At 57.7% G+C, this 24,699-nt stretch carries 21 protein-coding genes and 3 pseudogenes; 19 read left to right on the top strand and 5 right to left on the bottom strand.

Annotated features, from left to right (window positions below):
* Positions 1 to 11: 11 nt before the first annotated feature.
* From tviB to FLO80_RS19120, 15 genes and pseudogenes are all read left to right on the top strand, one after another.
* A complete protein-coding gene (gene tviB, locus FLO80_RS19190; RefSeq protein ID WP_111369069.1) occupies positions 12 to 1,289 on the top strand; it encodes a Vi polysaccharide biosynthesis UDP-N-acetylglucosamine C-6 dehydrogenase TviB in 1,278 nt (425 codons plus the stop codon).
* A gap of 106 nt (positions 1,290 to 1,395) precedes the next feature.
* Positions 1,396 to 2,850 (top strand): lipopolysaccharide biosynthesis protein, encoded by a 1,455-nt coding sequence (locus FLO80_RS19185; RefSeq protein WP_188078353.1) that lies wholly within the window; start codon positions 1,396 to 1,398, stop codon positions 2,848 to 2,850.
* Positions 2,847 to 3,407: an acyltransferase gene (locus FLO80_RS19180; RefSeq protein WP_223145511.1), complete on the top strand. Its 561-nt coding sequence runs from the start codon at positions 2,847 to 2,849 to the stop codon at positions 3,405 to 3,407. The genes FLO80_RS19185 and FLO80_RS19180 overlap by 4 nt, the downstream gene beginning before the upstream one ends.
* A gap of 44 nt (positions 3,408 to 3,451) precedes the next feature.
* A complete protein-coding gene (locus tag FLO80_RS19175; protein WP_146611078.1) occupies positions 3,452 to 4,093 on the top strand; it encodes a hypothetical protein in 642 nt (213 codons plus the stop codon).
* A gap of 17 nt (positions 4,094 to 4,110) precedes the next feature.
* Positions 4,111 to 4,998, top strand: coding sequence for a sulfotransferase (locus FLO80_RS19170; protein ID WP_111369018.1), 888 nt, complete (start codon positions 4,111 to 4,113; stop codon positions 4,996 to 4,998).
* Complete coding sequence (locus FLO80_RS19165) at positions 4,995 to 5,951, top strand: UDP-glucuronic acid decarboxylase family protein (RefSeq protein ID WP_111369016.1); 957 nt, start codon at positions 4,995 to 4,997, stop codon at positions 5,949 to 5,951. The genes FLO80_RS19170 and FLO80_RS19165 overlap by 4 nt, the downstream gene beginning before the upstream one ends.
* A gap of 4 nt (positions 5,952 to 5,955) precedes the next feature.
* Positions 5,956 to 6,771 carry a class I SAM-dependent methyltransferase gene (locus tag FLO80_RS19160; protein WP_111369013.1) on the top strand — a complete coding sequence of 272 codons (816 nt, stop codon included), beginning with the start codon at positions 5,956 to 5,958 and terminating at the stop codon, positions 6,769 to 6,771.
* A gap of 4 nt (positions 6,772 to 6,775) precedes the next feature.
* Positions 6,776 to 7,873, top strand: a complete 1,098-nt coding sequence (locus FLO80_RS19155) for a glycosyltransferase family 4 protein (protein WP_188078352.1) — start codon at positions 6,776 to 6,778, stop codon at positions 7,871 to 7,873.
* Positions 7,874 to 7,887: 14 nt separating this feature from the next.
* Entirely contained in the window at positions 7,888 to 9,015 is a 1,128-nt protein-coding gene (locus FLO80_RS19150; protein ID WP_246156741.1) for a glycosyltransferase family 4 protein, read from the top strand.
* A gap of 26 nt (positions 9,016 to 9,041) precedes the next feature.
* Positions 9,042 to 10,184, top strand: a complete 1,143-nt coding sequence (locus FLO80_RS19145; protein WP_111369009.1) for a glycosyltransferase — start codon at positions 9,042 to 9,044, stop codon at positions 10,182 to 10,184.
* Positions 10,181 to 11,095, top strand: coding sequence for a sulfotransferase domain-containing protein (locus tag FLO80_RS19140; protein ID WP_111369006.1), 915 nt, complete (start codon positions 10,181 to 10,183; stop codon positions 11,093 to 11,095). Before FLO80_RS19145 ends, FLO80_RS19140 begins: the two co-directional genes overlap by 4 nt.
* A gap of 15 nt (positions 11,096 to 11,110) precedes the next feature.
* Positions 11,111 to 12,607: an O-antigen polymerase gene (locus FLO80_RS19135; protein ID WP_246156740.1), complete on the top strand. Its 1,497-nt coding sequence runs from the start codon at positions 11,111 to 11,113 to the stop codon at positions 12,605 to 12,607.
* Positions 12,604 to 13,806 carry a glycosyltransferase family 4 protein gene (locus FLO80_RS19130; protein WP_111369004.1) on the top strand — a complete coding sequence of 401 codons (1,203 nt, stop codon included), beginning with the start codon at positions 12,604 to 12,606 and terminating at the stop codon, positions 13,804 to 13,806. The genes FLO80_RS19135 and FLO80_RS19130 overlap by 4 nt, the downstream gene beginning before the upstream one ends.
* Positions 13,807 to 14,044: 238 nt before the next feature.
* Positions 14,045 to 14,697, top strand: a pseudogene (locus FLO80_RS19125) (IS1634 family transposase); the annotation flags it as partial.
* A 299-nt stretch (positions 14,698 to 14,996) separates the two neighbouring features.
* A pseudogene (locus FLO80_RS19120) lies at positions 14,997 to 16,553 on the top strand (ISL3 family transposase).
* A 121-nt stretch (positions 16,554 to 16,674) separates the two neighbouring features.
* On the opposite strand, the gene FLO80_RS19115 reads toward FLO80_RS19120, so the two are convergent.
* Positions 16,675 to 17,709: an IS256 family transposase gene (locus tag FLO80_RS19115; RefSeq protein ID WP_246156745.1), complete on the bottom strand. Its 1,035-nt coding sequence runs from the start codon at positions 17,707 to 17,709 to the stop codon at positions 16,675 to 16,677.
* 46 nt (positions 17,710 to 17,755) lie between these two features.
* Between FLO80_RS19115 and FLO80_RS19110 the strand changes: the two genes are divergently transcribed.
* From FLO80_RS19110 to FLO80_RS19095, 4 genes are all read left to right on the top strand, one after another.
* A complete protein-coding gene (locus FLO80_RS19110; protein ID WP_246156739.1) occupies positions 17,756 to 18,079 on the top strand; it encodes a hypothetical protein in 324 nt (107 codons plus the stop codon).
* 349 nt (positions 18,080 to 18,428) lie between these two features.
* Positions 18,429 to 18,854 carry a hypothetical protein gene (locus FLO80_RS19105; protein WP_111369000.1) on the top strand — a complete coding sequence of 142 codons (426 nt, stop codon included), beginning with the start codon at positions 18,429 to 18,431 and terminating at the stop codon, positions 18,852 to 18,854.
* 453 nt (positions 18,855 to 19,307) lie between these two features.
* Complete coding sequence (locus FLO80_RS19100) at positions 19,308 to 20,411, top strand: glycosyltransferase family 4 protein (protein WP_223145510.1); 1,104 nt, start codon at positions 19,308 to 19,310, stop codon at positions 20,409 to 20,411.
* A gap of 5 nt (positions 20,412 to 20,416) precedes the next feature.
* Positions 20,417 to 20,773, top strand: a complete 357-nt coding sequence (locus tag FLO80_RS19095; protein ID WP_111368996.1) for a YdcF family protein — start codon at positions 20,417 to 20,419, stop codon at positions 20,771 to 20,773.
* 204 nt (positions 20,774 to 20,977) lie between these two features.
* On the opposite strand, the pseudogene FLO80_RS19090 reads toward FLO80_RS19095, so the two are convergent.
* From FLO80_RS19090 to FLO80_RS19075, 4 genes and pseudogenes are all read right to left on the bottom strand, one after another.
* Positions 20,978 to 21,091: pseudogene (locus FLO80_RS19090) on the bottom strand (IS110 family transposase); the annotation flags it as partial.
* 70 nt (positions 21,092 to 21,161) lie between these two features.
* Positions 21,162 to 22,121 carry a TniQ family protein gene (locus FLO80_RS23540; protein ID WP_111368995.1) on the bottom strand — a complete coding sequence of 320 codons (960 nt, stop codon included), beginning with the start codon at positions 22,119 to 22,121 and terminating at the stop codon, positions 21,162 to 21,164.
* A complete protein-coding gene (locus FLO80_RS19080) occupies positions 22,118 to 22,984 on the bottom strand; it encodes a TniB family NTP-binding protein (RefSeq protein WP_064224071.1) in 867 nt (288 codons plus the stop codon). The genes FLO80_RS23540 and FLO80_RS19080 overlap by 4 nt, the downstream gene beginning before the upstream one ends.
* Positions 22,953 to 24,581, bottom strand: coding sequence for a TnsB C-terminal domain-containing protein (locus tag FLO80_RS19075; RefSeq protein ID WP_082894773.1), 1,629 nt, complete (start codon positions 24,579 to 24,581; stop codon positions 22,953 to 22,955). Before FLO80_RS19075 ends, FLO80_RS19080 begins: the two co-directional genes overlap by 32 nt.
* Positions 24,582 to 24,699: the final 118 nt, after the last annotated feature.

Here is a 24,699-nt window from a genome sequence, read left to right as displayed (position 1 = left end):
GGCGTTTCATGATGAACGATTTTGAAAACAAGACCATCGCCGTTATCGGCCTGGGCTATGTCGGGCTCCCGCTCGCCGTCGAGTTTGGCAAACGCCGCCCTGTCATTGGCTTCGACATCAAACCCGCGCGCATCGCTGAGCTGCGCAAAGGCCACGACGGCACGCGCGAGGTTACGCCCGAGGAGCTGGCAGCGGCTGAGCACCTGACATTCACCGATGACCCGGCCGCGCTGCGTGCCGCCAGCATCTACATCGTGACCGTGCCCACGCCCATTGATGCGCACAAGCGCCCCGATCTCACGCCGCTTCTCAAGGCGTCCGAAACCGCGGGCGCGGTGCTAAAGGCAGGTGATGTCGTAATCTATGAAAGCACGGTATATCCTGGTGCCACCGAGGAAGACTGCGTGCCGGTGCTCGAGCGCGTCTCGGGTCTGCGCTTCAACGAGGACTTCTTCTGCGGCTACTCGCCCGAGCGGATCAACCCCGGTGACAAGGCGCACCGCCTGCCCGATATCTGCAAGGTGACGTCCGGCTCGACCCCGGAGATCGCCGACGCCGTCGATGCGCTCTACGGCGCGATCATCACCGCCGGCACCCACAAGGCGCCCTCGATCCGTGTGGCCGAAGCCGCAAAAGTGATCGAGAACACGCAGCGCGACCTCAACATCGCGCTCGTCAACGAACTGGCGATGATCTTCAACCGCATGGATATTGATACCGAGGCGGTCTTGAAGGCCGCTGGCACCAAGTGGAATTTCCTGCCGTTCCGCCCCGGGCTTGTCGGCGGGCACTGCATCGGCGTCGACCCCTACTACCTGACCCACAAAGCCGAGGCGACGGGATACCACCCGCAGGTCATCCTGTCGGGGCGGCGCATCAATGACGGCATGGGCGCCTACGTGGCCGGGCAGTTGGTCAAGGCGATGCTCAAACGCGGCATTGCCGTCAGCGGTGGGCGCATTCTGGTCCTTGGTCTCGCGTTCAAGGAAAACTGCCCGGATCTGCGCAATACCCGCGTGGTCGATGTTGTCGCAGAACTGAGCGATTACGGTGTACTTGTCGATGTGCACGACCCTTGGGTCGATGCGGAGGAGGCGCGGGCGGAATACGGGCTGGAGCTCGTCGAGACCCCGGAAACGGGGGCATACGACGGTGTTCTTCTCGCGGTCGCGCATGACAGCTATCGGGAGGTTGGCTATGCCGGCTTGCGGCACCACGGATGCCCCGACCATGTCTTCTGCGATCTCAAAAGCGTGTTTGCGCGCGATGAAAGCGATTTGAGGCTGTGACTAATCTTTATACTCGTGGGAATGCTTGCGAGCAGTTGCCGGAGGTAAACGGAACCGGTTCATTTGATGTTTGCAACCAACCCCGAGTATCCCCAACCTCATGATGATGCGTGCCGCACTTTGGGTGTTTGCCGGAAAACTGGGCAACCAGGTGATAACGCTAGGGATCGTCATGATCCTCGCTCGCCTCCTGACACCACAGGATTTTGGGGTCGTCGCAGCTTCACAAGTGATCCTGACCTTGTCTCAGGTCGTGGTTCGTTTTGGCATCGGCGCTTATCTCATTCAGGCAGAAGCGCTCACGCCGCGGATCGTCGGGACGGCCCAGACGCTGATGCTTACGGTAGCTCTGTTGATCAGCGTCATCCTATTTTCATTTGCAGGTCCGATCGGCGATGCTATCAACGTTCCTGAGCTAGTTCAGATCATGCCAATCCTGCTGGCCAGTTTTATGCTATCCGCAGCGATCAACCCATCGGCGAGCCTCTTGTCACGGGACATGGACTTCAAGTTTCTCGCCCAGACAGAGATCTCCAGTCAGGCAATCGGTTATGGCGGAGTGGCTGTTGCCTTGGCTGCGCTCGGCTTCGGGTTTTGGGCCCTTATTCTTGGGACTTTAGCACAAACATTGATGCGCGCCGTGCTGGTATTTTGGCGGATGCCTGTATGGCCAAACCACTCGATGACCATGTCTGAAATCAAGCCAATGCTTCGCTTTGGTGGTGGGGTTTTCCTGGCCCAGCTCATGTCGAACACGGCACAACGCGTGGACAACCTCGTCATAACGTCCGTGATGGGGCCAGCTGCGCTCGGCTTCTATGGTCGGGCCTACAGCCTCATGGAGATCTCGAACAAGCTGATCGGATCGGTTTTTCGGGAGACCTTGTTCAGCGGCTTCTCGAAGAAGCGTCGAGAAGGCCAAGGCCATGGGCGGGATAGCATGTTCCTGATGGCGCATGCCTTCGCCGCGTTCCTGATCCTGCCAATCATGGCCTTGATGTGGCTGCTGGCGGAAGAAATCGTCTGGGTCATTTTGGGCCCGAAATGGGATGCCGCCGTGCCCGTTCTGGAAATCCTCGCCTTGGGCATGTACTTCCGACTGGGTTACAAAGTGTCAGGCACGTTCATTCTGTCGGAGGGAGCCGTTTACAGCCTAGCGTTGCGCAACTTGGCTTACGCAGTTCTTGTCGCGGCAGGGGCTTTGATCGGGTCACGGTGGGGACTCCCCGGCGTTGCATGGGGGGTATTTGGCGCGTTGGTCATCCACTTTGTGTCGATGACGACGACAGCCCTTAATTTTTCCGGATCGCAATGGCGTGCCTATGGCAAGACCGCGTCGCCCTTCCTGATTGCGGGTAACTTGGCGTGGGCGTTAGCCTATGGCGTCCAAAAAGGACTTGACGAAATGCCAACGCTGTCCGCATTGGCAGCGGCGGCAACATTTGCGGCGGTTTATAGTGCTGGGTTGTTCATTACACGTCGACACCACGCAGTTCAAGTTGTGGCGATACGAATTGCCAAATCACAATGGCCTAACCGTACTATAAGGCAAGTTGAATGAAAAGCTATTTTGGAAGTCTCAGAATATATCTGGGAGACATGACAAAGCTACCCGGAAACATAAAAGCACGGTTAAGAGGAGTTCAGCTGGGATCTGGCTCTAAATTTTCGTGGGGAGCGAAAGTTTTTAAGTCAAAGAACTCGAAAATTGTTTTTGGTAAAAACTGCAAGATTCTGAATGGCGCAATTATTGCGCCCCATCCTCACGGATCGGTTGTTTTTGGTGACAATTGTTCCATTAATCCTTATTGTATGATCTATGGTCATGGTGGGCTAGAGGTTGGGAGTAATGTGCGCATTGCAGCACACACTACAATAATTCCCGCCAACCATCGTTATATCTATCAAGAAGGCCAGATGAGCCATACTGACTTGGCTAGATCTGGTATTGTGATCGGCGATAACGTTTGGATAGGTTCCGGCGTTAGGATTCTGGACGGTGTAGTGATTGCCGCCAACACAATAATTGGAGCAGGATCTGTTGTAACGCGATCAATTGAAGTTCCGGGGGTTTATGGTGGTGTACCCGCCAAGTTCATCAGGCCACATGGGCCGTAAATTACTCTTTTCATCATTTGCGGATAATAGTGGAGAACAAAATCATGGTACTTGGAAAACGGATGGTGCGATATGTACGCGGGACATCAAGCTTACCACCTGCCCGCGCTGCTCGGGTTTGGTCGAATAGCGAGATTGCCTTTATAGCGCCATACGTCACCGGCGATGTAGTCAACGTCAGTGCATGGGAAGATCAAGACAAGGAGGGACGACACTATCGGGATTACTTCTCTTCTGCGGACTCCTATGAAACCACGAATTTCGAGGGCTGGCGCGGTGCAGGCGTGCGCGCAGACCACGTAGTGGACCTCCAGAGTGCAGCACCGGATGATCTGCTTGATCGTTATGATCTGGTATTCAATCATACTACGCTTGAACATATCTTCGATATTCATCAGGCGTTTCGTACGATGGGGTCGATGTCCCGCGACGCGATGCTGGTCATTGTGCCGTTTATGCAGCATCTACATGGGCCAGAGGATGGTGATTTTTGGCGCCCATCGCCATATGCTATGCGTCGACTGCACAAGGAGTCTGGTTTGACTGTGCTTCGCGAGGCAGCTGGGCCGAAGGGAGGTAAAGTTCGTTATCTTTCCTATTTTTCAAGCAAGAAACCAGATCGATGGAAGGACTCGGGCATTGAGTCCAAAGGCGATTGTGAAGCGATACTGCGCGATCCACTTTGAAAGCCAAGTCTATACCCATGGAACGAATCACGAAACCAAGAGCGGGAAGCGGCAAAGAGGCCATAGGTCCTAAGATCGTGTATCTGATCGGTGCCGGACATTGTGGGTCAACGCTGCTCAGCCTTGCGTTAGATCAGCATTCGGATGTGGTATCGGTTAGCGAAATCGTTGGGCTAAACGCTCGTACAAACGGATACGCTGGCGAACAAGATCTCAGAGAGAATGAGTTTTGGTCTCGTGTCGCTGAGAGGTATCAGAGAGATCACGGTGAGAGCTTCTGGTCGGTTCCCTTCGCATCTCCGAGAAAAACCTCAAGCTTCTCGGAAGATGAATGGGCAAGGCAAAATTATAATGCTTATTTCAGCATCGCAAAGACAGCAGGTGTTTCGGTTATTGTTGATGCTTCGAAGCAACCGCGACGATTGGAGGTTCTTCTAAAAGAAAAAAAAATAAACATTCGGGTAATTTATCTTGTTCGTGACGCCAGGGCCATTGTTCATTCATATGAAAGGAAATATAAATCGTTATGGCGTGGATTTCGTCAAATCGAGCGGCTTGATCGGCGTGCCAGATCAGTCAAGCGGCGCTTTTCAGATGTTCCCTGGATGACTTTGCGTTACGAAGATATGACTGGCGATCTTGATGGAACGGTCAGAAAAATTTCCGACTTTTGCGAAACTACATTCCAAGATGGCATGTTGCGCCCAAATACAGACGGCTTCAATGGAGTAGGCGGCAACAGGATGCGCGACAAGCCTGTAAAAAAGATAGAGACAGACATGACATGGAAGCGCGAGATGGCTACGTGGAAGAAGCTCCTTGTTGGTCTTCTCATGCAGGGGTATCAGGTTCGCTTGGGGTATTCGGTATTGACGCGAACTTTTTGGAAAGGCCGATTTGAATGAAACGCCTCTACAACACCCGTAAGAGAGTTCTCGTGACTGGAGGCGCGGGGTTTCTGGGCTCGCACCTGATCGATCGGCTGCTGGAGCGCGGAGATGAGGTTCTGTGCTTGGACAATCTCTTCACCGGCACCAAGGAGAACCTCTATCACCTGCACAACCATCCTCAGTTCGAGTTCATGCGTCATGATGTGACCTTTCCGCTTTACGTCGAGGTAGATGAGATCTTTAACCTCGCTTGTCCCGCGGCGCCTGTGCACTACCAGCATGACCCGATCCAGACGACCAAGACTTCGGTCCACGGTGCAATAAACATGCTCGGGCTGGCCAAGCGGCTTGGCTGTCGGATATTTCAGGCGTCGACTTCCGAGGTTTATGGCGATCCATCGGTGCACCCACAGCGCGAGGATTACTGGGGCAACGTCAACCCGATCGGCCCACGATCATGCTATGACGAGGGTAAGCGCTGCGCCGAGACGTTGTTTTTTGACTACCACAATCAACTGGGCCTCGACATCAAGGTTGCGCGGATTTTCAACACCTACGGGCCGCGCATGCATGCCAATGACGGACGCGTGGTGTCGAATTTCATCGTTCAGGCGCTCCGTGGCGAAGACATCACGATATATGGCGATGGCAGTCAGACGCGGTCATTTTGCTATGTCGACGACCTGATCGACGGGTTCCTGGCGTTGATGGACAGCGCGGAGGGTTTCACCGGGCCGGTGAACCTTGGCAACCCAAGGGAGTTCACGATCCGGGATCTGGCCGAGAAGGTGATCGCTTTGACCGGGTCGCGGTCGACGCTAGCCTTCAAGCCGCTGCCTCAAGACGATCCCATGCAACGCTGCCCAGACATCGGGCTAGCGCGTCTCGAGCTAGGCTGGGATCCTACCGTGGCTCTCGAAGAGGGGCTGGAGCGGACCGTGGCGTATTTTTCTGGATCACTGGAGTAGACCAATGCCGCAAAAGCCGGCCCTTTTAAAACCGTCCAAAGCGCAGGTCGCGCTCTGGCTTGCGGCAAGGCCACGCTTCTGGCCTGATTTTTGGCGCCGGACCAAGCAGAACATAGCAGGAAGGATGCTTCCCGCGCCCATGGGGCAAGGGCGCGAGGCCGCAACGGCATGGGCGCAAGACATCGCGATCAGTGAAGCTGATGCGCTTTCAAGGCTCGGTCTTCCGATAGCGGCCGACATGGCTACAGCCCATCAAAATCTTGTGGCGCGCGCCATGGAAATCGAGCGCACCAGTGCGGAAACTCTCGGTGGTGGCGGGGGCATAAACCTGATCTTCCGTATATGCGAAGCGTTGCGGGCAACGACCGTCGTAGAAACCGGCGTGGCCTATGGCTGGTCGTCACTTGCGATCCTAGCCTCTATTGGACCCCGATCTGGGCACCTCTACAGTGTGGACATGCCAAACCCGATGTTGCGGGACACCGGGCTGACTGGAGCCGTCGTTCCAAAGGAAATGTGGGATAGTTGGACGCTCGTGCGCGAACCGGATTACACCGGCCTGCGAAAAATATTACGTTCCCTGTCGCAGATTGATTTCATTCATTACGACAGCGACAAATCGTATCTTGGGCGGGCAGCTTCCTATCGGGCCTTGTGGCCGCGAGTCCGCTCCGGTGGAGTTCTCATGTCCGACGACATCACCGACAACACGGCCTTCCGGGATTTCGCGGTAGAGGTCGAAGTACCGCCAGTGGTGATCCATTCGGAAGGAAGTGGGTCGGCGGGTTCGCGCTATGTCGGCCTGCTCAAGAAGCCCTGACAGAATGACGCTCAGAATTGTTTTTCCGAGCCTGTGTCGACCGGCGTCGCGCGATGCGAATGCGATTCAGATCGACCGGATGTGCGAGTCCTTCGTCCAGGCGGGGCATACCGTGGTCCTAACCGCCATCGGCGCTCGTTTGCAGCGTGGACAGGGTTATAAAACGATAACCCTACCGTGGCCCTCAAGACGCCTTCGCAATCGTCTCATGCTGAGCATCACAAGGCTATTCCTTTGGCGAACGCGCCCTGACCTCCTTTTCACGCGCTCGCCGCTTCTTGCACTGTCAGGACTTCACTACAGGGCGCAGATCGTGCTTGAACTCCACAGTCTGCCTGCTCCTGGGACTAAAGCGCAGGCCGCGCTACGCCGACTGCTGCAAGAGAACCACCTGCGCCGCATTGTCACGATCTCACAGGCGCTGGCCGATGATCTATTGGCGGAATACGGTCCTCCCCACCACGGCTGTGATATCGTGGTGGCCCATGACGGGGCCGTCGCCGGGCCGCGACCGGGACCTGCGGAATCGCACGGCGGGTCACTGAAGGTGGGCTATTTTGGGCATCTCTACCCAGGGAAGGGGATGGAGACGATTGCAGCGCTTGCACCGCTTTTGCCGGAAATCTATTTTGAGGTCTATGGCGGCACCGGGGAGGACATCGCGCGCTGGCGTGGGACATGTTCAGAGCAGATTAATCTGACCTTGCACGGGCATATCCCGCATGCCGAGGTGGCGGCGAAAATGGCTGCGTGCGATGTGCTGATCGCTCCCTATGCCGCACAAGTTTCCCACGTTGGTGGTGGCGATATCGGTCGCTGGATGTCGCCGCTAAAGCTCTTCGAATATATGGCTGCCGAACGTCCTGTAGTCACTTCCGATCTTCCCGTGCTGCGCGAAGTGGTGAGCGACGGCGAGACTGCGCTGCTATGCCCTCCGGGAGATACTGCGGCCTACGCGACTGCGCTGAGGCGTTTGGCAGCCGATACAGAATTGCGCGTGCGGATCGGTTCAGCGGGCCGCGACCTTCTGGAGACGGAGTACACATGGGAAAAGCGCGCGCGGCGTGTACTCGAGGGCATAGTTGAGCTCAGCGACCAATGATACCGCCACACATCGTGTTTGCTGCCTATCAAGTCGAGCGGGGCTCGAATGGCGGGATGGAAAGTGCCACGCGGATTTTTGAGGCGCTGGCCGACGATTTCCGCTGGACCTTGCTGACCAACCGCGAGACGCCGCGTACCGAACGTTGGCGAGCGGGGGGAGCACGTGTGGTGCAGTTCGGGTTTGAAGAAGAGGCGGGGAAATTCGCCCGTGGTGTGCAGCTTAGCCTTGCGGCGGCACGGGCCTTGACGCTGCGGGCAGACATCCTGCATTCCAACGATATTCGCGGCGCGCAGGTTCTGCTGCCCGCTGCGAAGCTCAGCAATACACCTTTGGCGCTAACCTTGCGCGGAATGAAGCCAGAGCGCGAGCACTATGGTGCCAATTGGTACCGTGTCTTCCGTCGACTTGACGCGCTGATCACACTTTCAGATGACATGGCGCAGCAAGTGGATGGTCGTCTCCCTGTCCCTCTCGAGCGGATACACACGATCAGTAGCATTGTTGATCTTGATACATTCCGACCGGTCAAATCTGCTGACAGGGCAGAGGTACGAGCCAAACTGCGGCTTGAAGATCATGAGATTGCCATTGGCCTGATTGCAGGCGTGTTTGAAATAAAGCGTCAACTCGATGTGATACGCGAAGTTCTCGCCCACCTGAAAGACCTGCCCATTCGGTTGCATCTGGTGGGGGATTTCAAGCCTACTACAGACAAGTACGCGCGCGCTTGCGCCGATATGGTTGAATCACAAGGGCTGGGTGATCGTGTGGTCTTTCACGGATTTCGCAGAGACGTTGCGGACTGGCTTGTGGCGGTTGACGTCGCACTCGTAGCCTCCCGACGTGAAGGGCTGGCTCGATGCATGATCGAAGCGATGGCGTGCGGGACGCCGGTGGTATCGGTCGATGTTTGCTCGGCGCGTGAAATGCTGCAAGAGACCGGAGCAGGGATTGTCGTTGGTCTGGATGATTGGCCAGGGCTTGCCATCGCGCTTCGCGAACTGTGTAAGGACCCCGACAAGCGGGCAACCATGGGTCGGGCCGGGCGTGACGCGGCGGTTACGCGGTTTTCAACGCAAAAAGTGGCGGATGATTGGCGTGATCTTTATGCCAGCCTCGTCAAAATGAAGGTGAAATAAATTCTGTGGTTAATCGATTTGAAGTGATGTTCTTTTTGCCGCAACTTGGCGGTGGCGGGGCTGAGATGAACGCCGTACGGCTGGCGTCGGGCCTTCTGCAAGCCGGTATCACTCCAGTCTATGCCGTGGCCCGCGGCCCGGGCAGCTATGCAGAGCTCTTGCCCGCGGGAGTGGAGGTGTTTGTGCTGGACAGCGGAAACGTCAATTCTTCGACCCTGCGCCTCATTCGCGCGCGGCGTTCACTGGCCCGCCTGATTGATGCACGGCGTCCTGACGTGCTGTGCCCCGTGATGGTCACCCCGGCACTCGCCGGGCTGTCAGCATTGCGGCATGCGCGGCACAAACCTGCTGCAGTGCTGTCCATCCAGAATTCCCTCAGCGTCTCGCACGAACAGGAGCCTACGCTACTGGATCGGATCGAGATGCATCTGATCCGTCGCTGGTTTCCCTCCTTCGACGGTGCGATCGCACTATCCGGGGGCGTGGCTGATGAACTACGACGCATCGTTCCCGCGCTGAAAAATCGGGTGGAGGTGGTACCAAACATCGGTTTGCCATTGCCATCACAGATGGGCGAAGCAATGGCGCTTGAACGACCCGAAGCTGGAGCCGATTGCACAATACTTGCTTGTGGACGGCTGACTAAACAGAAAGATTATCCAACACTCTTTCGTGCCTTCGCACAACTTTCCGGCACCGGGCTGCGTCTGGACATCCTAGGCGATGGCGATCTTCGGGAGAACCTGTCGAAGATGGCGAAAGACTTGGACATCGCCGATCGTGTCACCTTCTTGGGATTTCATCGCGATCCGTTCAGCCACATGCGACGCGCCGACATTTTCGTGCTGTCGTCCCGTTGGGAGGGGTTTGGAAACGTGCTGGTCGAGGCGATGGCGATGGGCACACCAGTGGTGTCGACTAACTGCCCGCACGGCCCCGGCGAAATCATCGAGAACGGGCGTAACGGCCTGCTGGTTCCAACCGAAAACCCCGATGCGTTGGCCGCAGCGTTGCAACGCCTGATCGATACTCCTGAACTGCGGAAGCAGCTCGGGAAGGCCGGAGAGACGCGTGCTCAGGATTTTTCGGCCACGCAGATCGGGGATGCCTATGCGCACCATTTCCGCTCCATTGCGGCCCGATCCAATACGGGCAAGAGCGCTGCGTGACGCCCAACCTTTTTATAGTCGGCGCGCCGAAATGCGGTACGAGTTCGCTTTTCGACTGGCTGGAGAAGCATCCTGATATCCGGGGCAGCCGGGTGAAAGAACCATTTTTTCTCACCGATCCAGAGCATCCGCTGTCCCGCCGACCGAACCTGGCCCATGACGGGATGGTTGCCTATAATGAGTTTTTTGCGACGGAAGACACAGATGCGCCAATCCGTATGGAAGCGACCACGCATTACCTTTTCGATCCCGTTGCGCGTGAGGTCATCGCGTCCATGGCAGATGTGCGTGTCATTATCGTGCTCCGCGAGCCGGCCATGCGTGTCTACAGCTCGTTCCAATATACTGCCAACAACCTTGCCCGGCTTTCACCTGGCCTGACGTTCGCCCGCTACGTGGCGCTGATCGAGGCAGGAGCGCCGTTGATCCCCGAGTGGTGCAGCCACGAAGCCAGCGCTTATGTGCTTCAACGGGACATTGGTTACAGCCGTTATGTGCAACATGTGGCTCCGTGGATCGCCGCGTTGGGAAACGGTAGGGTAAAGATCTTGGTCATGGAAGAGATGGTCAACAATCCGGATAATACCGTGCTGGAACTACTAAAATGGTTGGAACTCGACACCGGAGATATTGTACCGGTCGACCGCGCAGGCCGAAACCGTACGGAACAGGTGCGCATGCCGAGATTGCAGGCAATCGCACGGCGTCTCAACGCTCGCATCCGTCCGCCAGAACCGGTTCGTAGTCTAGCCAAACGAACCTATGGCGCGCTGCAATTTCGAGGCTCCAGAACGATGACAACGGAAGACGCGTTGGCGCTTCGGCGTCTGCAACGGAGTTACGTTGGAGACAATGCCTCGCTCGCCAAGATATCGGGGCTCGACCTGAGCAGCTGGCAAGGAGCTGATTGAAGTGGGACGCCTATCTTGAGTGATACCGCGCTGCATCAGCGTCTGGACGCTACCCAGGCCCGTAATCCTTTTGTGCGCATTTCAAATAGCGCTAGAATTCTCATCGCGGTTTATTTTCTTTTTTGGCGCCTTCTTCCGTCCATCTCCGGTCTTGACGCTCAGACTGTCGCGCATGCAGGCTATACGATTAGAATCGCCATTTTGACTGGTGCGACTGAGCTTCTGATACTGCTTCCGTTCTTGATGAAGCGCTTTTCTGGCACGCCTATCGGTTGGTTGCATCCTCTGATCATGCCAACAATGTTCGGCGTGGCGTTCGGCCTGCTACGCAATCCCGCAAGTCTACTTACTCCGATCTCTATCTGGTTTCAAACAGAATCAGTGCCAGATCATATTCTGCTTAACCACTGGCCCGACTCACAAGTTTTGGCGGCCCAGTTGCAACTTAACTTCATAAATCTTCTGGCTCTTGTCTGCACGTATGCCGGGTTTGCGATGGTCCGAACCCGCCGCCGTCCAAAATCAGGTCGCCCGATACGTGTCGACGGGTTCAAACTTTCGATCTTTTTCCTGCTTTGCCTACTGGTAGTTATGTATTTCTTGCAATCTCAGGGAGGTATTCTCAATCATATAGCCACACTGGCATATGGTCGATTCCGTATGCGGGAGCTGAGTGGACATTTCCTCGTGATCAACGGGTTCCTGCCGTATGTAATGTTACTGTGGTATGCTTACCAGCCAAAAGCGCTGCGCAGCCCATTGTTCCTATTGGGCTTTGTGATCGCGTTGTTACTTCAATTCGTTGTCACCGGGAGCCGGTCAGGATTGTTTTCACCGATTGCTTTGTTGCTTGCGGTCTGGATGTTTCACAACCATCGGCTGCCTGCGCTTCGCGGTATGCTCTCGGGCCTCGTTGCAATCCTTATGTTGGGCGCGTTAGGTGATATTCGGCGAAGCGGATTTAGCGGTTCGGTTGACTTCAGTGCACTTTTTGAATTCCGGGTCACCTCTGCATGGGAGGATACGCAGGAGGAACTGGAGGCGCGAAGCACCGACACTGGGCTCGCCGTAGCTGCGCTCGTACCGGATCAGCGCAGCTTTCTCTATGGCAACACCTACGTCGCTGCTCTGGCCTTCTGGGTGCCGCGTTCCCTATGGCAAGGCAAGCCACGCGGCGCCGGCGCGCATGCGGCTGCACTTTTGTTTGGTGGGCGTGATACAATGGACGGCTATCAGGGCGGCGGGTATCCCGTGAGCGGCGGACCCGAGGCCTATTGGAATTTCGGATATCTGGGCGTCATCGGGATATTTGGGCTCTTTGGTATGGTATTGAGTGCCGCGTCCCGATGGGTCTGCCGGGATCCGGAAAACCCCTATGCACTTATTGCACTCTTAATCGTGAACTTTGGCCTGACAACGCCAAGTACCACAGCAATCGTGCCGGTCTTGCAGACTATGGTTTTGCTTTACCTTCTTTACTTGTTTGCTTCCCGCCTGCGTGTGACAAGGTGAAAGCAATTTTTGCACATGATCACCGCTTCATCCCAATCGATGGCGCGGTTTGGTCAGAAAGTCAGTTTGAGGCTGCACTTTGGTCTCGTTATCTCAGTCACTTCGATTCCCTCACGGTGATCGGACGGCGTGGTGAATTGCCGCCTGGTAAGACCGTCGGACAGCTCGAGAAGTCATCAGCACCCGGTGTTGAGTTCAACCTATTCCCCAACCTCTCCAGCCTTCAGGGTTTGACACTGGCCCGGCCAGCAGCGATGCGCCAAATGCAGGAACTAGTCGCCGCCCATGATGCGGTTATTGCTCGACTACCTAGCGAAGTTGGCTTTTTAGCCATCGCCGCGGCCCGCGCCACCGGCAAGCCATGGGCTGTGGAAGCCGTCGGTTGTCCTTGGGATGGTATGTGGCACTATGGAAGCCTAACGGGGCGGGCCTATGCCCCGCTTGCTTGGCTGAGAATGCGAAGAGCCCTGCGTCTTACTGATCACGCAATTTACGTAACCCGAGATTTTCTGCAGCGCCGGTATCCAACGCAGGCACAAAATACTGGCGCGGCATCAAATGTGGTTCTGCATACAGTATCTAACACCACGCTAGTAGCCCGGACGGCTAAGATCACCGCGATGCCTATGAGACCCCAAACTCAGCCATTGCGGCTTGGCCTAATTGGGACATTGCACAACCGGTACAAAGGCATCCAAACGCTGATGGCCGCTATCGGAAAGTCACGGAATCATCTTCCGCCGCTGTCCTTACATATTCTGGGTGGAGGCGATCCGGTACCGTGGCAGGCTGAGGCAGAGAGACTAGGTGTTGGTGACTTGGTTCATTTCGAAGGCACGCTTCCCGCGGGCGCCCCAGTCTTGGAATGGCTGGACGAGATCGATGTGTATTTGCAGCCGTCATTTCAGGAGGGTCTTCCTCGGGCTCTGATCGAGGCTATGAGCCGTGGTTGCCCAGCACTGGCATCGACAGCTGCAGGCATCCCGGAACTTCTGCCTGCCGAGGACCTGATCAAACCGGGCGACACCGCCGCGCTGGCCGCGCTGCTGCGTCGGTGCGTCACGGATCGCGATTGGATGGCGGACCGGGCGCGCCGGAACTGGGCCGAGGCACATGAGTATCAAGCCGAGGTGCTGGATGCACGGCGCGTGCGGTTCTGGCAGACCTTCCGGCAATCCATCGAGCCACCTGCGATATAGATAAGGATAACCCAGTATTGACCTCCATCCTTCGCCTTTTCGTCAAGGCCAAGGTCTGGCTGTCCCAAAGTTTCGACCGGCTTGTACGGTTCCCCCAAGTTCGACAAAATCTTCCAGAAAAGGCGTCATCTCCGGGGTCCAACTGCGTGATTTCAGTGATTTGACGACCCGTTCGGCGTGAGACCTGTAGTTACACGTCCATGCATTTTGAATGTTGCAGTGCAGGGTTTCTGTTCGTATTCTTCATTCCATGTTTACGCGCATCACCGAGAGTGACGGCCGACGCTATCTGCAGATCGTTGAGTCCTATCGCAACGACGCTGGCAAACCCCGGTTGCGCGTCATTGCCAAACTCGATGCCCAGGACGAAGGCCGGACCGCGCGCCTCCGACAGAGGCGCCTACAGCCGCTTTGTTCGCGCCGTGGCCGAGGCAGAACTGACCCGCTTCATCAAGGCTGACCTCCAGGCCGACCGCTTCGCTGGAGCATAGATGAGCAGGCGATAGCAGACGCGGAACTCTTCGACGGCAAGCTCGCGCTGATCACCAACGCCCCCGATCTGACGCCCGCTACAAAAGCCTGGCCGACATCGAGCGCGGCTTTCGCGTCCTAAAGTCCGACATCGAGATCGCACCGGTTTATCATCGCCTTCCCGATGGCATACGGGCCCACGCGCTCGTCTGCTTTCTCGCCCTCGTGCTCTACCGCGTTATGCGCATGCGCCTGAAAGCCAAGGGGCACAGCGTCAGCCCGCGCACGGCGCTCGATCTGCTCGCGCGCATTCACCGCCATCAGGCCCGGATTGCCGATCGGAACCTTGAAGGCATCACAACCTCAAGTCCCGAACAACTGGAGCTCTTCGATACCTTGAACCTGCCAAAACCCGCCTGAGCACACTCGGGTAGTTACATTTTGGCCTATCCGGCCATAACAATATCAATCACTTAGCGGTTTTTCTGTCGAAGTTCGGGGCTCCCGCCGCGAAACAAGGGCGTATTGGACGCTCATGAGCCGCGCGCCCTATTCGTGACCGCCAAGAGTATCGGAAATATCGGCGGCGGGAAGAAGCCTTACGCGCATGCCGCCAATCTCGATGTGAACAGGCGTGCAAAAATGGGTCTGACGCAGATTTGGTGCAGTTCCTGCATGCCTAACGTTATATTTCGGCCATCTTTGGAGGATGGTTGCCGATGGCGTCATGGTTTTCTCGACGGGATTTTCTGCCCGCAGGTCTCAAGGCCGAACAGGTCGAATTGGTTGGGAACACGATCCGGGTCCACTCCCGTTCCGTCAAAACGGCGGCGGCCTGTCCACGCTGTGGCATGATTTCGCGTCGTGTGCACAGCAGGTATCGGCGCCGCCCGGCCGATCTTCCCGCGCATGGTCGGGCGGTGGAACTGGTCTTGTTGGTCCGACGATTTCGGTGCCGTGCTGTGCATTGCCCTGCCAGGATATTTGCAGAACGGTTTCCGCCTGCCGTGACCCGGCCATATGCGCGGCGCACGTCACGCCTGCAAGGGTTGGTCCGTCATTTGGGTCTAGCTGTCGGCGGACGTCCAGCACAAGCGCTTGCCGGACGGCTCCTGCTGCCGGTCAGCAAAGATACCTTCCTGCGCAGCATTCGAAACACGACGGAGGCAGCGACCAACGAACTCCGCGTCATCGGCATCGACGAATGGGCATGGCGTAAGGGGCAGCGATACGGCACCTTGATCTGCGATATGGAGCGGCGCCGGGTTATCGAGCTGCTGCCGGACCGAGAACCTGCCACAGTCGAGGCTTGGCTGCGTGCTCGCCCCGGGATCAAGGTCGTCGCACGCGACCGCAACGGAGGCTATAGCGGTGCGGTATCCCGCGCCTTGCCGAAGGCGGTTCAGGTTGCCGACCGCTGGCACCTGTTGGAGAACGCGAGTACAGCCTTTCTGGCCGCCGTGCAGGGGAACATGCCTGCCATCCGCAAGGCGATCGGAGCGAAATCGCTCGATCCGAAGCTGCTGACGGCGGTGGAAAGGCTGCAATACGAGGGCATTCAGCGCCGCCAGCAGACCAACCGGATGGTTCGCCAAATGGCCGATGACGGTGTGCCGACCCGGCGGATCGTCCGCCAGACGGATCTCAGCCGAAAACTCGTCCGGCAGATTTTGCGCGGGGAGCGCGAGGACGTATTCCGCATCCGTGAGAGCAGTCTGACTCCCTGGCTTCCACAGTTGGAACGGGAATGGGCGGGCGGCTCCCGGAATGGCGCCGAACTCTGGCGCCGGCTGCGGGCCGGTGGGTTCCAGGGCAGCCTTCGTGTCGTCGGAGAATGGGCCACACGCCAGCGCCGTGCCGAGTAGGCCGTGCCGTCGGGAACAGAAAAGTCGCCGCCCGCGCGCAAGATTGCCCGCCTCCTGACCATAGGAAGGGATCATCTGTGCAAGGCGGATGCTATCCAGGTCGCAAGGATCGAGGCCGCGGTGCCAGCCCTCGCCACCGCCCGAAGGTTGACAGACCGGTTCACAGATATGGTGCGCAATGCTCGCGAAGACGCGTTAGACGCATGGCTGGATAAAGCGGAAGAGAGCCTGCTCGGTGCCTTCGCCCGCGGGCTCCGGCGGGATCGAGCTGCGGTCGCCGCAGCTCTGCGGGAACCATGGTCGAACGGGCAGACCGAAGGGCAGATCAACCGTCTCAAGACCCTCAAACGCCAGATGTATGGCCGGGCAAACATCGATCTGCTCAGAGCCCCGCTCGTTGAAGCGTCCTGACAGGCAAGGATCCGAAGCTGCACCAAAATTGAGTCAGACCCAAGATTGCGTGCCGATTGACAGCCTAGACATCGCCCGACCGGGACGGGAGCTATGTTGGAAACTGGGTGACGCGGCTTGATTAAGCGGCGCGATTTTCGGTGTCGTTCTCGGCGACACCGTCGGTGAATGTGACGCCTTTGATGACCAAAGGCAACTGGTTCGCCCCCTTCAGGCGGCGCCAGGTCTTCGCGGCGGCCTGAACGAGCTTGAAGACCATGAGCTTTGCCGTCTTCTGTGACAGCGCCCCCTTGGTTCGCACGGTCCGGTGCCGAACCGCGGCAAACACGCTCTCGATCGGATTGCCCGTGCGCAGGTGATCCCAGTGATCGGCCGGGAAGTCGTAGAAGGCGAGCAGCGCCTTGCGGTCCTTGGTGAGGCAAGTCACTGCCTTTTCGTACTTGGCGCCGTATTTCTCGGAGAAGGTTTCCATGGCGGTTTCCGCCGTGGCGCGGGTGTCGGCCTGCCAGATCTCGCGCAGGTCGGCCTTCACCGTCGGCTGCATGGACTTCGGGAACTTGTTCAGGACATTGGCGATCTTGTGGACCCAACACCGTTGATGGCGCGTGCTGGGGAAGACTTCGTCGAGCGCCCTCCAGAACCCCATCGCCCCATCCCCGACGGCGATCTCCGGCGGAACCGCAAGGCCGCGAACCTTGATGTCGACCAGCAGCTCGCGCCAGCTCTGCGCGCTCTCGCGAACGCCGACCTGGAAGCCGACGAGTTCCTTCTTTCCTTCGGGCGTGGCCCCAAGAATGACCAGCATGCATTCGGCCTGCGGCTCCATCCGGGCCTGCAGGTAGACGCCATCCGCCCAGATGTAGACATACCGCCGGGCCGAGAGGTCTCGGCGCTGCCAGCGATCATATTCCTGCTGCCATTCTCCGGTAAGGCGCGAGACCACACCGGGCGACAGGTTCGGCGCATCTTTCCCCAGGATCGCGGCCAGTGCATCCTGGAAGTCCCCCGTGGAGATGCCGCGCAAATAGCACGGGCAGCAGAGCATCGAGGCTGCGCGAGCGCCGCGCCCATTTCGGCAGAATGCCAGAGGTGAAACGGATCTTCTCTTCGGCCGGCACATCGGTGGCGCGGTCGCGCACCTTCGGGCGTTGCACATCGAGCGCGCCGATCCCGGTCTGGATGCTGCGCTCCGGCCCGAAACCGTGTCGGACAACACGCTGGCGGCCGTCCGGCAGGGTCTCTTCGGCATGCTGCGCGACGAAGGCGTCAGCCTCGGCCCTCAGCGCGGCCGCCAGCATCCGCCGTGCCCCGTCGCGGGCGATCTCGGTCAACGGATCATCCACAGTTTCCGGCTGACGAAGGGCGATGATGTCTGTACTCTTCTCCATGGCGTATCGTTCCTCTTGGAAGTTCTGGCAGGCTTGGACACCCGCCACGATACGCCGCCTTCTCAAACCCCGTCACCCATTTCCCGGCATAGCTCCCGGGACGGCAATCGCGACCGCTCTCAAAAAAAGCTCAGTTGAAACGCAAACCAGACCCGGCCTGAACGATTGACCGCCTCGATCAATCCGATGTCATCAAAGGACAGGCTCCAAACCTCGACAAAAGACCGTTCCAACTCGTCATCCCCCCAACAACGCCAGAAACAGGCTCCCGCCTTCAAGCTGCCCGGTCAACAGGCGGCTCGTTCATGGTATGTTCTATCAAATGTCCAAATATGCACGCCCGGGCCTGTTGGGCCTAGTGTAGCCGGTTGCGGCAGGGAAATACCCAATGCACCGGTGACATTTGAAACCCGCCATCGGAGTGCCGAATATGACGAGACGCCTACCCGGAAATACCGCCCGTAAGACTCAGATGCCCCAGTTTGTTATGACCGATGCCATGCAGCGCCGGATGGAGGCTGCGTTCGCAACCGTCGGCCGCACTGCCGACAAAGTGGCCCGCAAAGATGACAAGATCCAACGCGAGGCGCGAGAGGCCTTCGCCAACACCTTGGACATCTGGTTGGACTGGTTGTCCGAAGAGAACCCCGAGCAGATTGAAGAGATTTTCTTTGAGTTCGGCTGCTTTGGCAATGCAACCAGCCGCCGTCGGCTGCTCAAACACGCCTTGGCGCCCGAAGGCGTTGGCGAGCGCATCGACGCTCAGCTGGAAGAGTGGAAGGCCGAGGAAGAGGCCGCGAAGGCCGCCGCCCAATCTGAAGCTGCGGCGAAAGAGGGCGAAAAGGCTGGAAAAGAGGTTACCGCAGAAGATGACACTGCATCGAAAGTGGTGCCTGACGCTCCGGCGACCTGATCAGGCCGCAACCCTGAAATTAGTTCGGCAAAGTCTATACCTCCCTCTCGCAACCAATTTGCGAAAATAAAGCAAACGCTTGGCGGCGGGCAAAATAATACCACAGCTATTTTGCGCGTTTGCGTCAACACTACGTCAATACCGGACCAGAAAAACTGAATAGGCAGGTGATCGCGCGCGCAAGCGTGCATTCGACAGCATTCGAGGGGTCCTTGAACCGGCGTTGACCAAGGGCGTGCCCGTCAGGAGACACACCCCAACCTGTCCCGTGCGAATGGAGCCGCCAAGCGTCGGCCCCTCCCAGACGTTGTGAAGTTCGGTGTCACTATGCCGCTCGCCTGTGGTCCGCGGCGTGCTGGGCGCCTGCAATTTCCTTTCTGGCAACGTTGCAGTATCAGATGCCAAAAAGCGATTCCGGTAGCAAAAGGCGGCCACATGCACATTATGATGACAGTGAACGCCGCCTGGAACATCTGGAATTTCCGGCGACCCGTCGTCGAGGCGCTCTTGGCTGACGGGCATCGTGTAACGGTGCTGGCGCCGCCTGACGACTCGGTGCCCGGCCTCGAGCGGATTGGCTGCCGATTTCGCTCGCTCGAGATGAGCGTGAAGGGTCTGAACCCTATCGAGGACCTGAAGCTCCAGCGCAGGCTGACCCGGATTTTCCGGCAAGAAGCCCCGGATGCTGTCTTGAGCTACACGATCAAGAACAACATCTTCGGGGCCCAGGCCGCGCGAGCGGCCGGTGTGCCGTTCATTCCAAACGTCACGGGGCTGGGAACGGCCTTTTTGTCTGGCGGGCTGTTGCAGACCATTGCCGAGCAGCTCTACCGGCGCGCCTTTGGCAAACTGCCGGTCGTGTTCTTCCAGAACGAAGATGACCGCGATATGTTCCTTGACCGCAAGCTCCTGCGTTCGGGTCAGGCACGCCTGTTGCCCGGCTCTGGGATTGATCTCTCGCGCTTTGCTGCGGCCGACATGCCTGAAGTTGACACGCCGCCGGTATTCCTGATGGTCGCGCGGCTTCTGCGCGACAAGGGCGTGATCGAATTTGTTGAGGCGGCCCGTCAGGTCAAGGCGCGTCATCCCGAGGCACGCTTCCAGCTGCTGGGGGCGACCGGTTCGGAAAACCGCACCGCCATCGACAGCGCGACCGTCGAGGCGTGGGTGACCGAAGGCGTGGTCGCTTATCTCGGAACCACCAATGACGTGCGTCCGGCGATCGCCGGCGCCGCCTGCGTGGTCTTGCCATCCTACCGCGAGGGGGCGCCGCGCACGCTGATCGAGGCGGCGGCCATGGCGCGGCCGCTCATTGCCACCGACGTGCCCGGCTGCCGCGCAGTGGTCGATCGCGAGGTCTCCGGCTTTCTCTGCGAGGTGCGGAGTGCGGACAGCCTGGCGCGGGTTATGGAGCGCTTTCTCGCCCTCACGCCGAAAGAGCGTGAGGGCATGGGCCGGGCCGCCCGGGCGAAGATGGAGCGTGAGTATGATCAGGCCTTCATCGTTGAGGCGTATCGTGCGGCGCTCGCCTCCGTCATGGGCGAAGGGCAGAGGTAGTCTCAGTGGACACGGTATTCTTCATCGCGTCCAAGCTCATCGGAGCACTGCTGCGCCCGGATACGTGGATCATCATTGCGCTGGCTGGCATCGTGCTGGCGCTTGTCGCGGGACGCAGGCGGGCCGCGTTGGGGATCAGCAGCCTCACACTGGCCCTGCTTGTCACGCTGAGCGCCCTGCCCGTCGGTGATATGCTCCTGCAGCCCATTGAGCGACGCTACCCGGCCAACCCGAGGCTTGAGGCCGCCGATGGCATCATCGTGCTCGGCGGTGGCGAGGACGCGCGCGCCAGCGTGTCAATCGGCACGCATGTTTGGATGCCCCCTTCGATGCAAGGATTCGTTGATCTTCTGAGCATGTGATCGGGTGCGGTCATGTTTCAGGCCTCTCAGGTGCGGCCTTGACGTGCCGCGGGCCGGTATGGTGATGCGCGGGCCGGGGTCCAGATCAAAATTGCGAGCTCGCGGCTCGTTGCATGCCACTGGTTTGCCCAACCCGGATCTTGTCGATCATTTGCCCATGCTGTCGTCTTCCTCCTCACATCGCCGACGCTCCGGCGGCCGCGGTCAGCAGACCGCGCCGGTCGGATCTCGGTAGTCCTCATTGCGCGAGAGCATGGCCCAGACCATCCGGGCCATCTTGTTGGCCAAGGCAATGGCGACCAGCATGCGCGGTTTGCGGGTGTCGTAGTACCCTAATAAAAGAGAAATTACCGCTTCTGGCCTATTTTGGCGATTTCTGTGCCTCTATTTAGGATATGTCCACAGGTTTCGGCGACCTTCGGATGAGTGGTTCCGTCTGCCAAATCTCTTGCGCGCGGAGCAGAAGTGCATGTCGATCAGTGTTGGAGCCGAGTTCTTCAATTGCGCGTCGTGCCGCATGAAGCGCTCTCTCGGATGGCACAAGTCCAGTTGTTCCGAGCCCTCGTGTTCTAGCTCGGCGGCCTATGGCTCCCTGGTCTGCATATCGATATTCATGAAGTCGGGCCCAGCTCTGGAGATTCTCCAAAGCCTCACTCTGTCGCGGAAACGTACGCAACAGACTCCGCGCTGCCCGGTTGTTTCGCGCCACCCGATAGGCAGTGCGAAGCAACGGGTGCTTTGATCCGAGTTCAATCGCAGCGAGAACAATTGTTCTTTGGGCTTGGTTCTCAGAGATCAGCGCATCTGCATCCGCCAATTTCCACAATCGCAGAAGGTCTGACGTTTGTCTGAACTGATGCAGGCTTTGTTGGTCGCCAGAGACTACAGCTGACGCCAATCTTTTAGCCCCCTGAACCGCACGCGCTTTCATACGCTTTGAGATACCAGCATGCGGACATGTCGATACCAGAGACCGACCGCAACTTTCACAGTTTGTCGACCAAGCAAACCGCCAGTGGCGCAATACCAGATCCGGCGTTTGCTCTTGGCAATATGTGCAGGTCTGAAAGTCATGTGTTGCCAGATAGTTCAATGAGCGGGCGCTCAAATTTGGCAATGTCATCGCCGCAATCTCGGTACGTTTTCTTCCAACAGCCGCGCACAATCGGTCTACACAAACTTGCTCAAGGTCGCTCGAGCGGTCGGGCACCCTGCCCCTTTGCAAGCCAAGATAGCCGCACAGTTCTTCGGTTGAACAGTGATTGGCTTGTGCCAGCCGGGTAAGCCAGCTCGAAAGCAGTTCATCGCATAGGGGTGGTGGTCGGCGGGGCAGAAGCTTGATGGTCACTCGGCCTCAACGGCCGTCTCAAGCGGAACCGTCCACGCATGTTTGTTCCAGGTCGGCCGCCATGTCGCGACAGCCTCATCCGTAATCCTCTCTTCCCCAGAATGAATCGCATCGATGGCCAGAGACTTAATCATGATAAAGACGCGGGACGTGACCCCGCCGGTCACCTTCAGGATGGTTCGGAGCGAAGCAACGGTCAGGCCCGAAGGTTTTTCCAGCGCCATGGCCGCGATCAGTGTTTGGATCAGACGTGAGAACTCTACATCGTCTTCCCAAAGCGGCAAAAAATGTTCATCCAACCGGCGCGCAAGCTGGTCATCGCCACGGACGGCATCAAGCGCTTCGTTAACGCCAAAGACCACGAGCGATACGCTAAGCTCATTTGCGAGGAACCGTAGCATGTTGAGGAACCGACGTTGCTCCCTGTAACTGCCGGCAAGCAGATTGTGCACCTCGTCAATCATGAGCATTTTCAGGTCCATGTCTCTGAGATGGTTCAGCGCCCGAACCTCCAGTTCCGAGACTGTGCGACGCCCCCACATGGGCGCGCCAATCGTAGATAGTAAGTGTTGGTAGAACCTTCTCTCATCCGGCGCGGGTGGTGCCTGAAGCAGCAATACAGGTGTCTTGGTGATCCCGAGATCACTCTTGTATTGAGTGGGATACTTGCTCGCCATACGTTTGGCGATCATCGTCTTCCCGATGCCAGAGCTCCCATAGACCATCAAACCTGGCATGCGACTTTGTCGCGGTGTTTCCATCAATGATGTCAATCGATTGAGGACAATCGTTGCACGATCAAAAGCGATCCAATGGTCGCTGCGAATGCGGTCAATTCTTTCGTTTTGGGTCATGAAATTCATCTATGGGATAGGTTGGAAGATCAGGGTTGCCGGTATCAATCGCGAACATTTCACGAGAAGGGTCGCGCTGCTTTGGGGCCTTTGACAGGCGCGCATCCCGCTCTTTACCCAGCCTGGCTGCCTTGGTTTTCTGGCGCGCTGCCTCGGCCAGACGCCTTTGCGCGTCTACCATATCAAACAGCGCCTTTTCGTGGATCCGCCCACCGTGCTTTTCTTTCCATTCTTTGCGGGCGCGGCGACTTTCCCAAAGAGAGATTTCGGGATGACTGAGATTTCGGTAGCGCGCTTCGATCATGCGACCATCGTCTACCTGCACCCAAATCTTCGATAGGTTCCGCGGATCAAATCTGACTTGCGCCTTCTCTTTGCCCCGCCCGATCAAGGACGCAAACGCATCATTCCAGTAGCGCACTTCAAAAAGCGTGATCCCTGTGCGGCCAAGCTTGCGCCATTCAAAAGGCATGAAGCTCGATCGAAACGCGTCCACATCGACAACTTGCCGCCCTGCTGTATCGCCACCCAAATCGCTCCAGGCAGCAAGAGGTGTCCGGCCAAGAGCCCGATGCGGGGTGTTGTGATACCGACAGATTTCAAGATGAAGCCAGTCTTCAAACTCAGCAAGCGTCAAAGTCGCGTTTTGTTCGCTGTTATAGTCACCCTTGTCTTTGGGTGACGAGTGCGTGGTTCCAGGCAATACGTGAACCGAACCCATAGTTGTACCGATCAAGCGCTCAATGTGACCTCCGTAATGCTTGCCGCCCTTGGGACGATAGGAAACATCAATGCCCCAATCCTCGCACGCGGACTTGAACGCTCTGCTGCGGAACTCCTGGGCATTGTCCACATGAACAGCCTTCGGAATACCAGCCGTAGGCCAGGTAAGCTCTTCAAGGGTGCCGGGCACATGCACTGTCTTTCGGCGCACGCAATGGTCGAGACAAAGCGCAACCGACAGAACGGACGGTGCATCGAAACTCACGTATACGCCCAACACCACACGCGTGGTGACATCGATCGCCATCGTCAGGTTCGGCCGCGCAAGAGGCTGTCGATCGATGTGATCGACCAAAAATACATCGGCCTTGGTATGATCGATTTGCACGACGTCGAGTGGGTCGGGAACGTCGAGTTTGCCAGGACGCGCTGCGAACAATTGTCCAGCTACGTCCGCGCCATGTCGCTTTGAGATGACCTTACGCTGGTCCATCGCATCTAGCCGCCGCTTAACTGTTCGACGGGTCGGAGGCTGGAAGCCCTTTGCATCACACTCTGAGCGTATCTCACGCCAAATGCGCAAAAAACTTGAACGTTCTCGAACCAGATAGTAGCGGCTAAGGGTGGTGCTGATGATGCGCTCCACATCCGGAGCAAGACGCCCTTTTCCAGGTTTAGGCCCGCGCCGACCCGGTTGCAGCGCAACGGATCGAGCATCGTTCTCTTTGAGACGACGGTAAAGCTTCCAAGTATAGCTTTTGGAAAGACCCAACTCCCATGCCGCGTCGCCAATGGCACGACCAATTGGGTCGCCCTTTTTTTCAAGCTCAAGAAGCGGCCGCAGAATAGCAGCACGATGTTTCGCAACGGCTTCAGATTTCACAGCGCGTCTTCATCACAAATCGCCGAAAGTTATCCACAGATAATCTTGTATCCTAAATTAGGGTACAGTATCCTAATTAAAGGTACAATGCCACAAATAGAGGTACAAGCAGCCATTG

The organism is Aquicoccus porphyridii (assembly GCF_008369105.1).
Lineage (GTDB): Bacteria > Pseudomonadota > Alphaproteobacteria > Rhodobacterales > Rhodobacteraceae > Aquicoccus > Aquicoccus porphyridii.
The sequence above is the reverse complement of the archived record's forward strand: the minus strand, read 5'-3'. Positions and strand labels throughout refer to the sequence as shown.

Coding starts and splice junctions, on each gene's coding strand:
- tviB (WP_111369069.1), top strand. CDS start 12: ATGAACGATTTTGAAAACAAGACCATCGCCGTTATCGGCCTGGGCTAT.
- FLO80_RS19115 (WP_246156745.1), bottom strand. CDS start 17,709: ATGTGCAACGCCCGAAGGTGCGCGACCGCGCCACCGATGTGCCGGCCG.
- FLO80_RS19080 (WP_064224071.1), bottom strand. CDS start 22,984: ATGAATTTCATGACCCAAAACGAAAGAATTGACCGCATTCGCAGCGAC.
- FLO80_RS19165 (WP_111369016.1), top strand. CDS start 4,995: ATGAAACGCCTCTACAACACCCGTAAGAGAGTTCTCGTGACTGGAGGC.
- FLO80_RS19145 (WP_111369009.1), top strand. CDS start 9,042: ATGTTCTTTTTGCCGCAACTTGGCGGTGGCGGGGCTGAGATGAACGCC.
- FLO80_RS19175 (WP_146611078.1), top strand. CDS start 3,452: ATGGTACTTGGAAAACGGATGGTGCGATATGTACGCGGGACATCAAGC.
- FLO80_RS19155 (WP_188078352.1), top strand. CDS start 6,776: ATGACGCTCAGAATTGTTTTTCCGAGCCTGTGTCGACCGGCGTCGCGC.
- FLO80_RS19105 (WP_111369000.1), top strand. CDS start 18,429: ATGACCGATGCCATGCAGCGCCGGATGGAGGCTGCGTTCGCAACCGTC.
- FLO80_RS19180 (WP_223145511.1), top strand. CDS start 2,847: ATGAAAAGCTATTTTGGAAGTCTCAGAATATATCTGGGAGACATGACA.
- FLO80_RS19185 (WP_188078353.1), top strand. CDS start 1,396: ATGCGTGCCGCACTTTGGGTGTTTGCCGGAAAACTGGGCAACCAGGTG.
- FLO80_RS19170 (WP_111369018.1), top strand. CDS start 4,111: ATGGAACGAATCACGAAACCAAGAGCGGGAAGCGGCAAAGAGGCCATA.
- FLO80_RS19160 (WP_111369013.1), top strand. CDS start 5,956: ATGCCGCAAAAGCCGGCCCTTTTAAAACCGTCCAAAGCGCAGGTCGCG.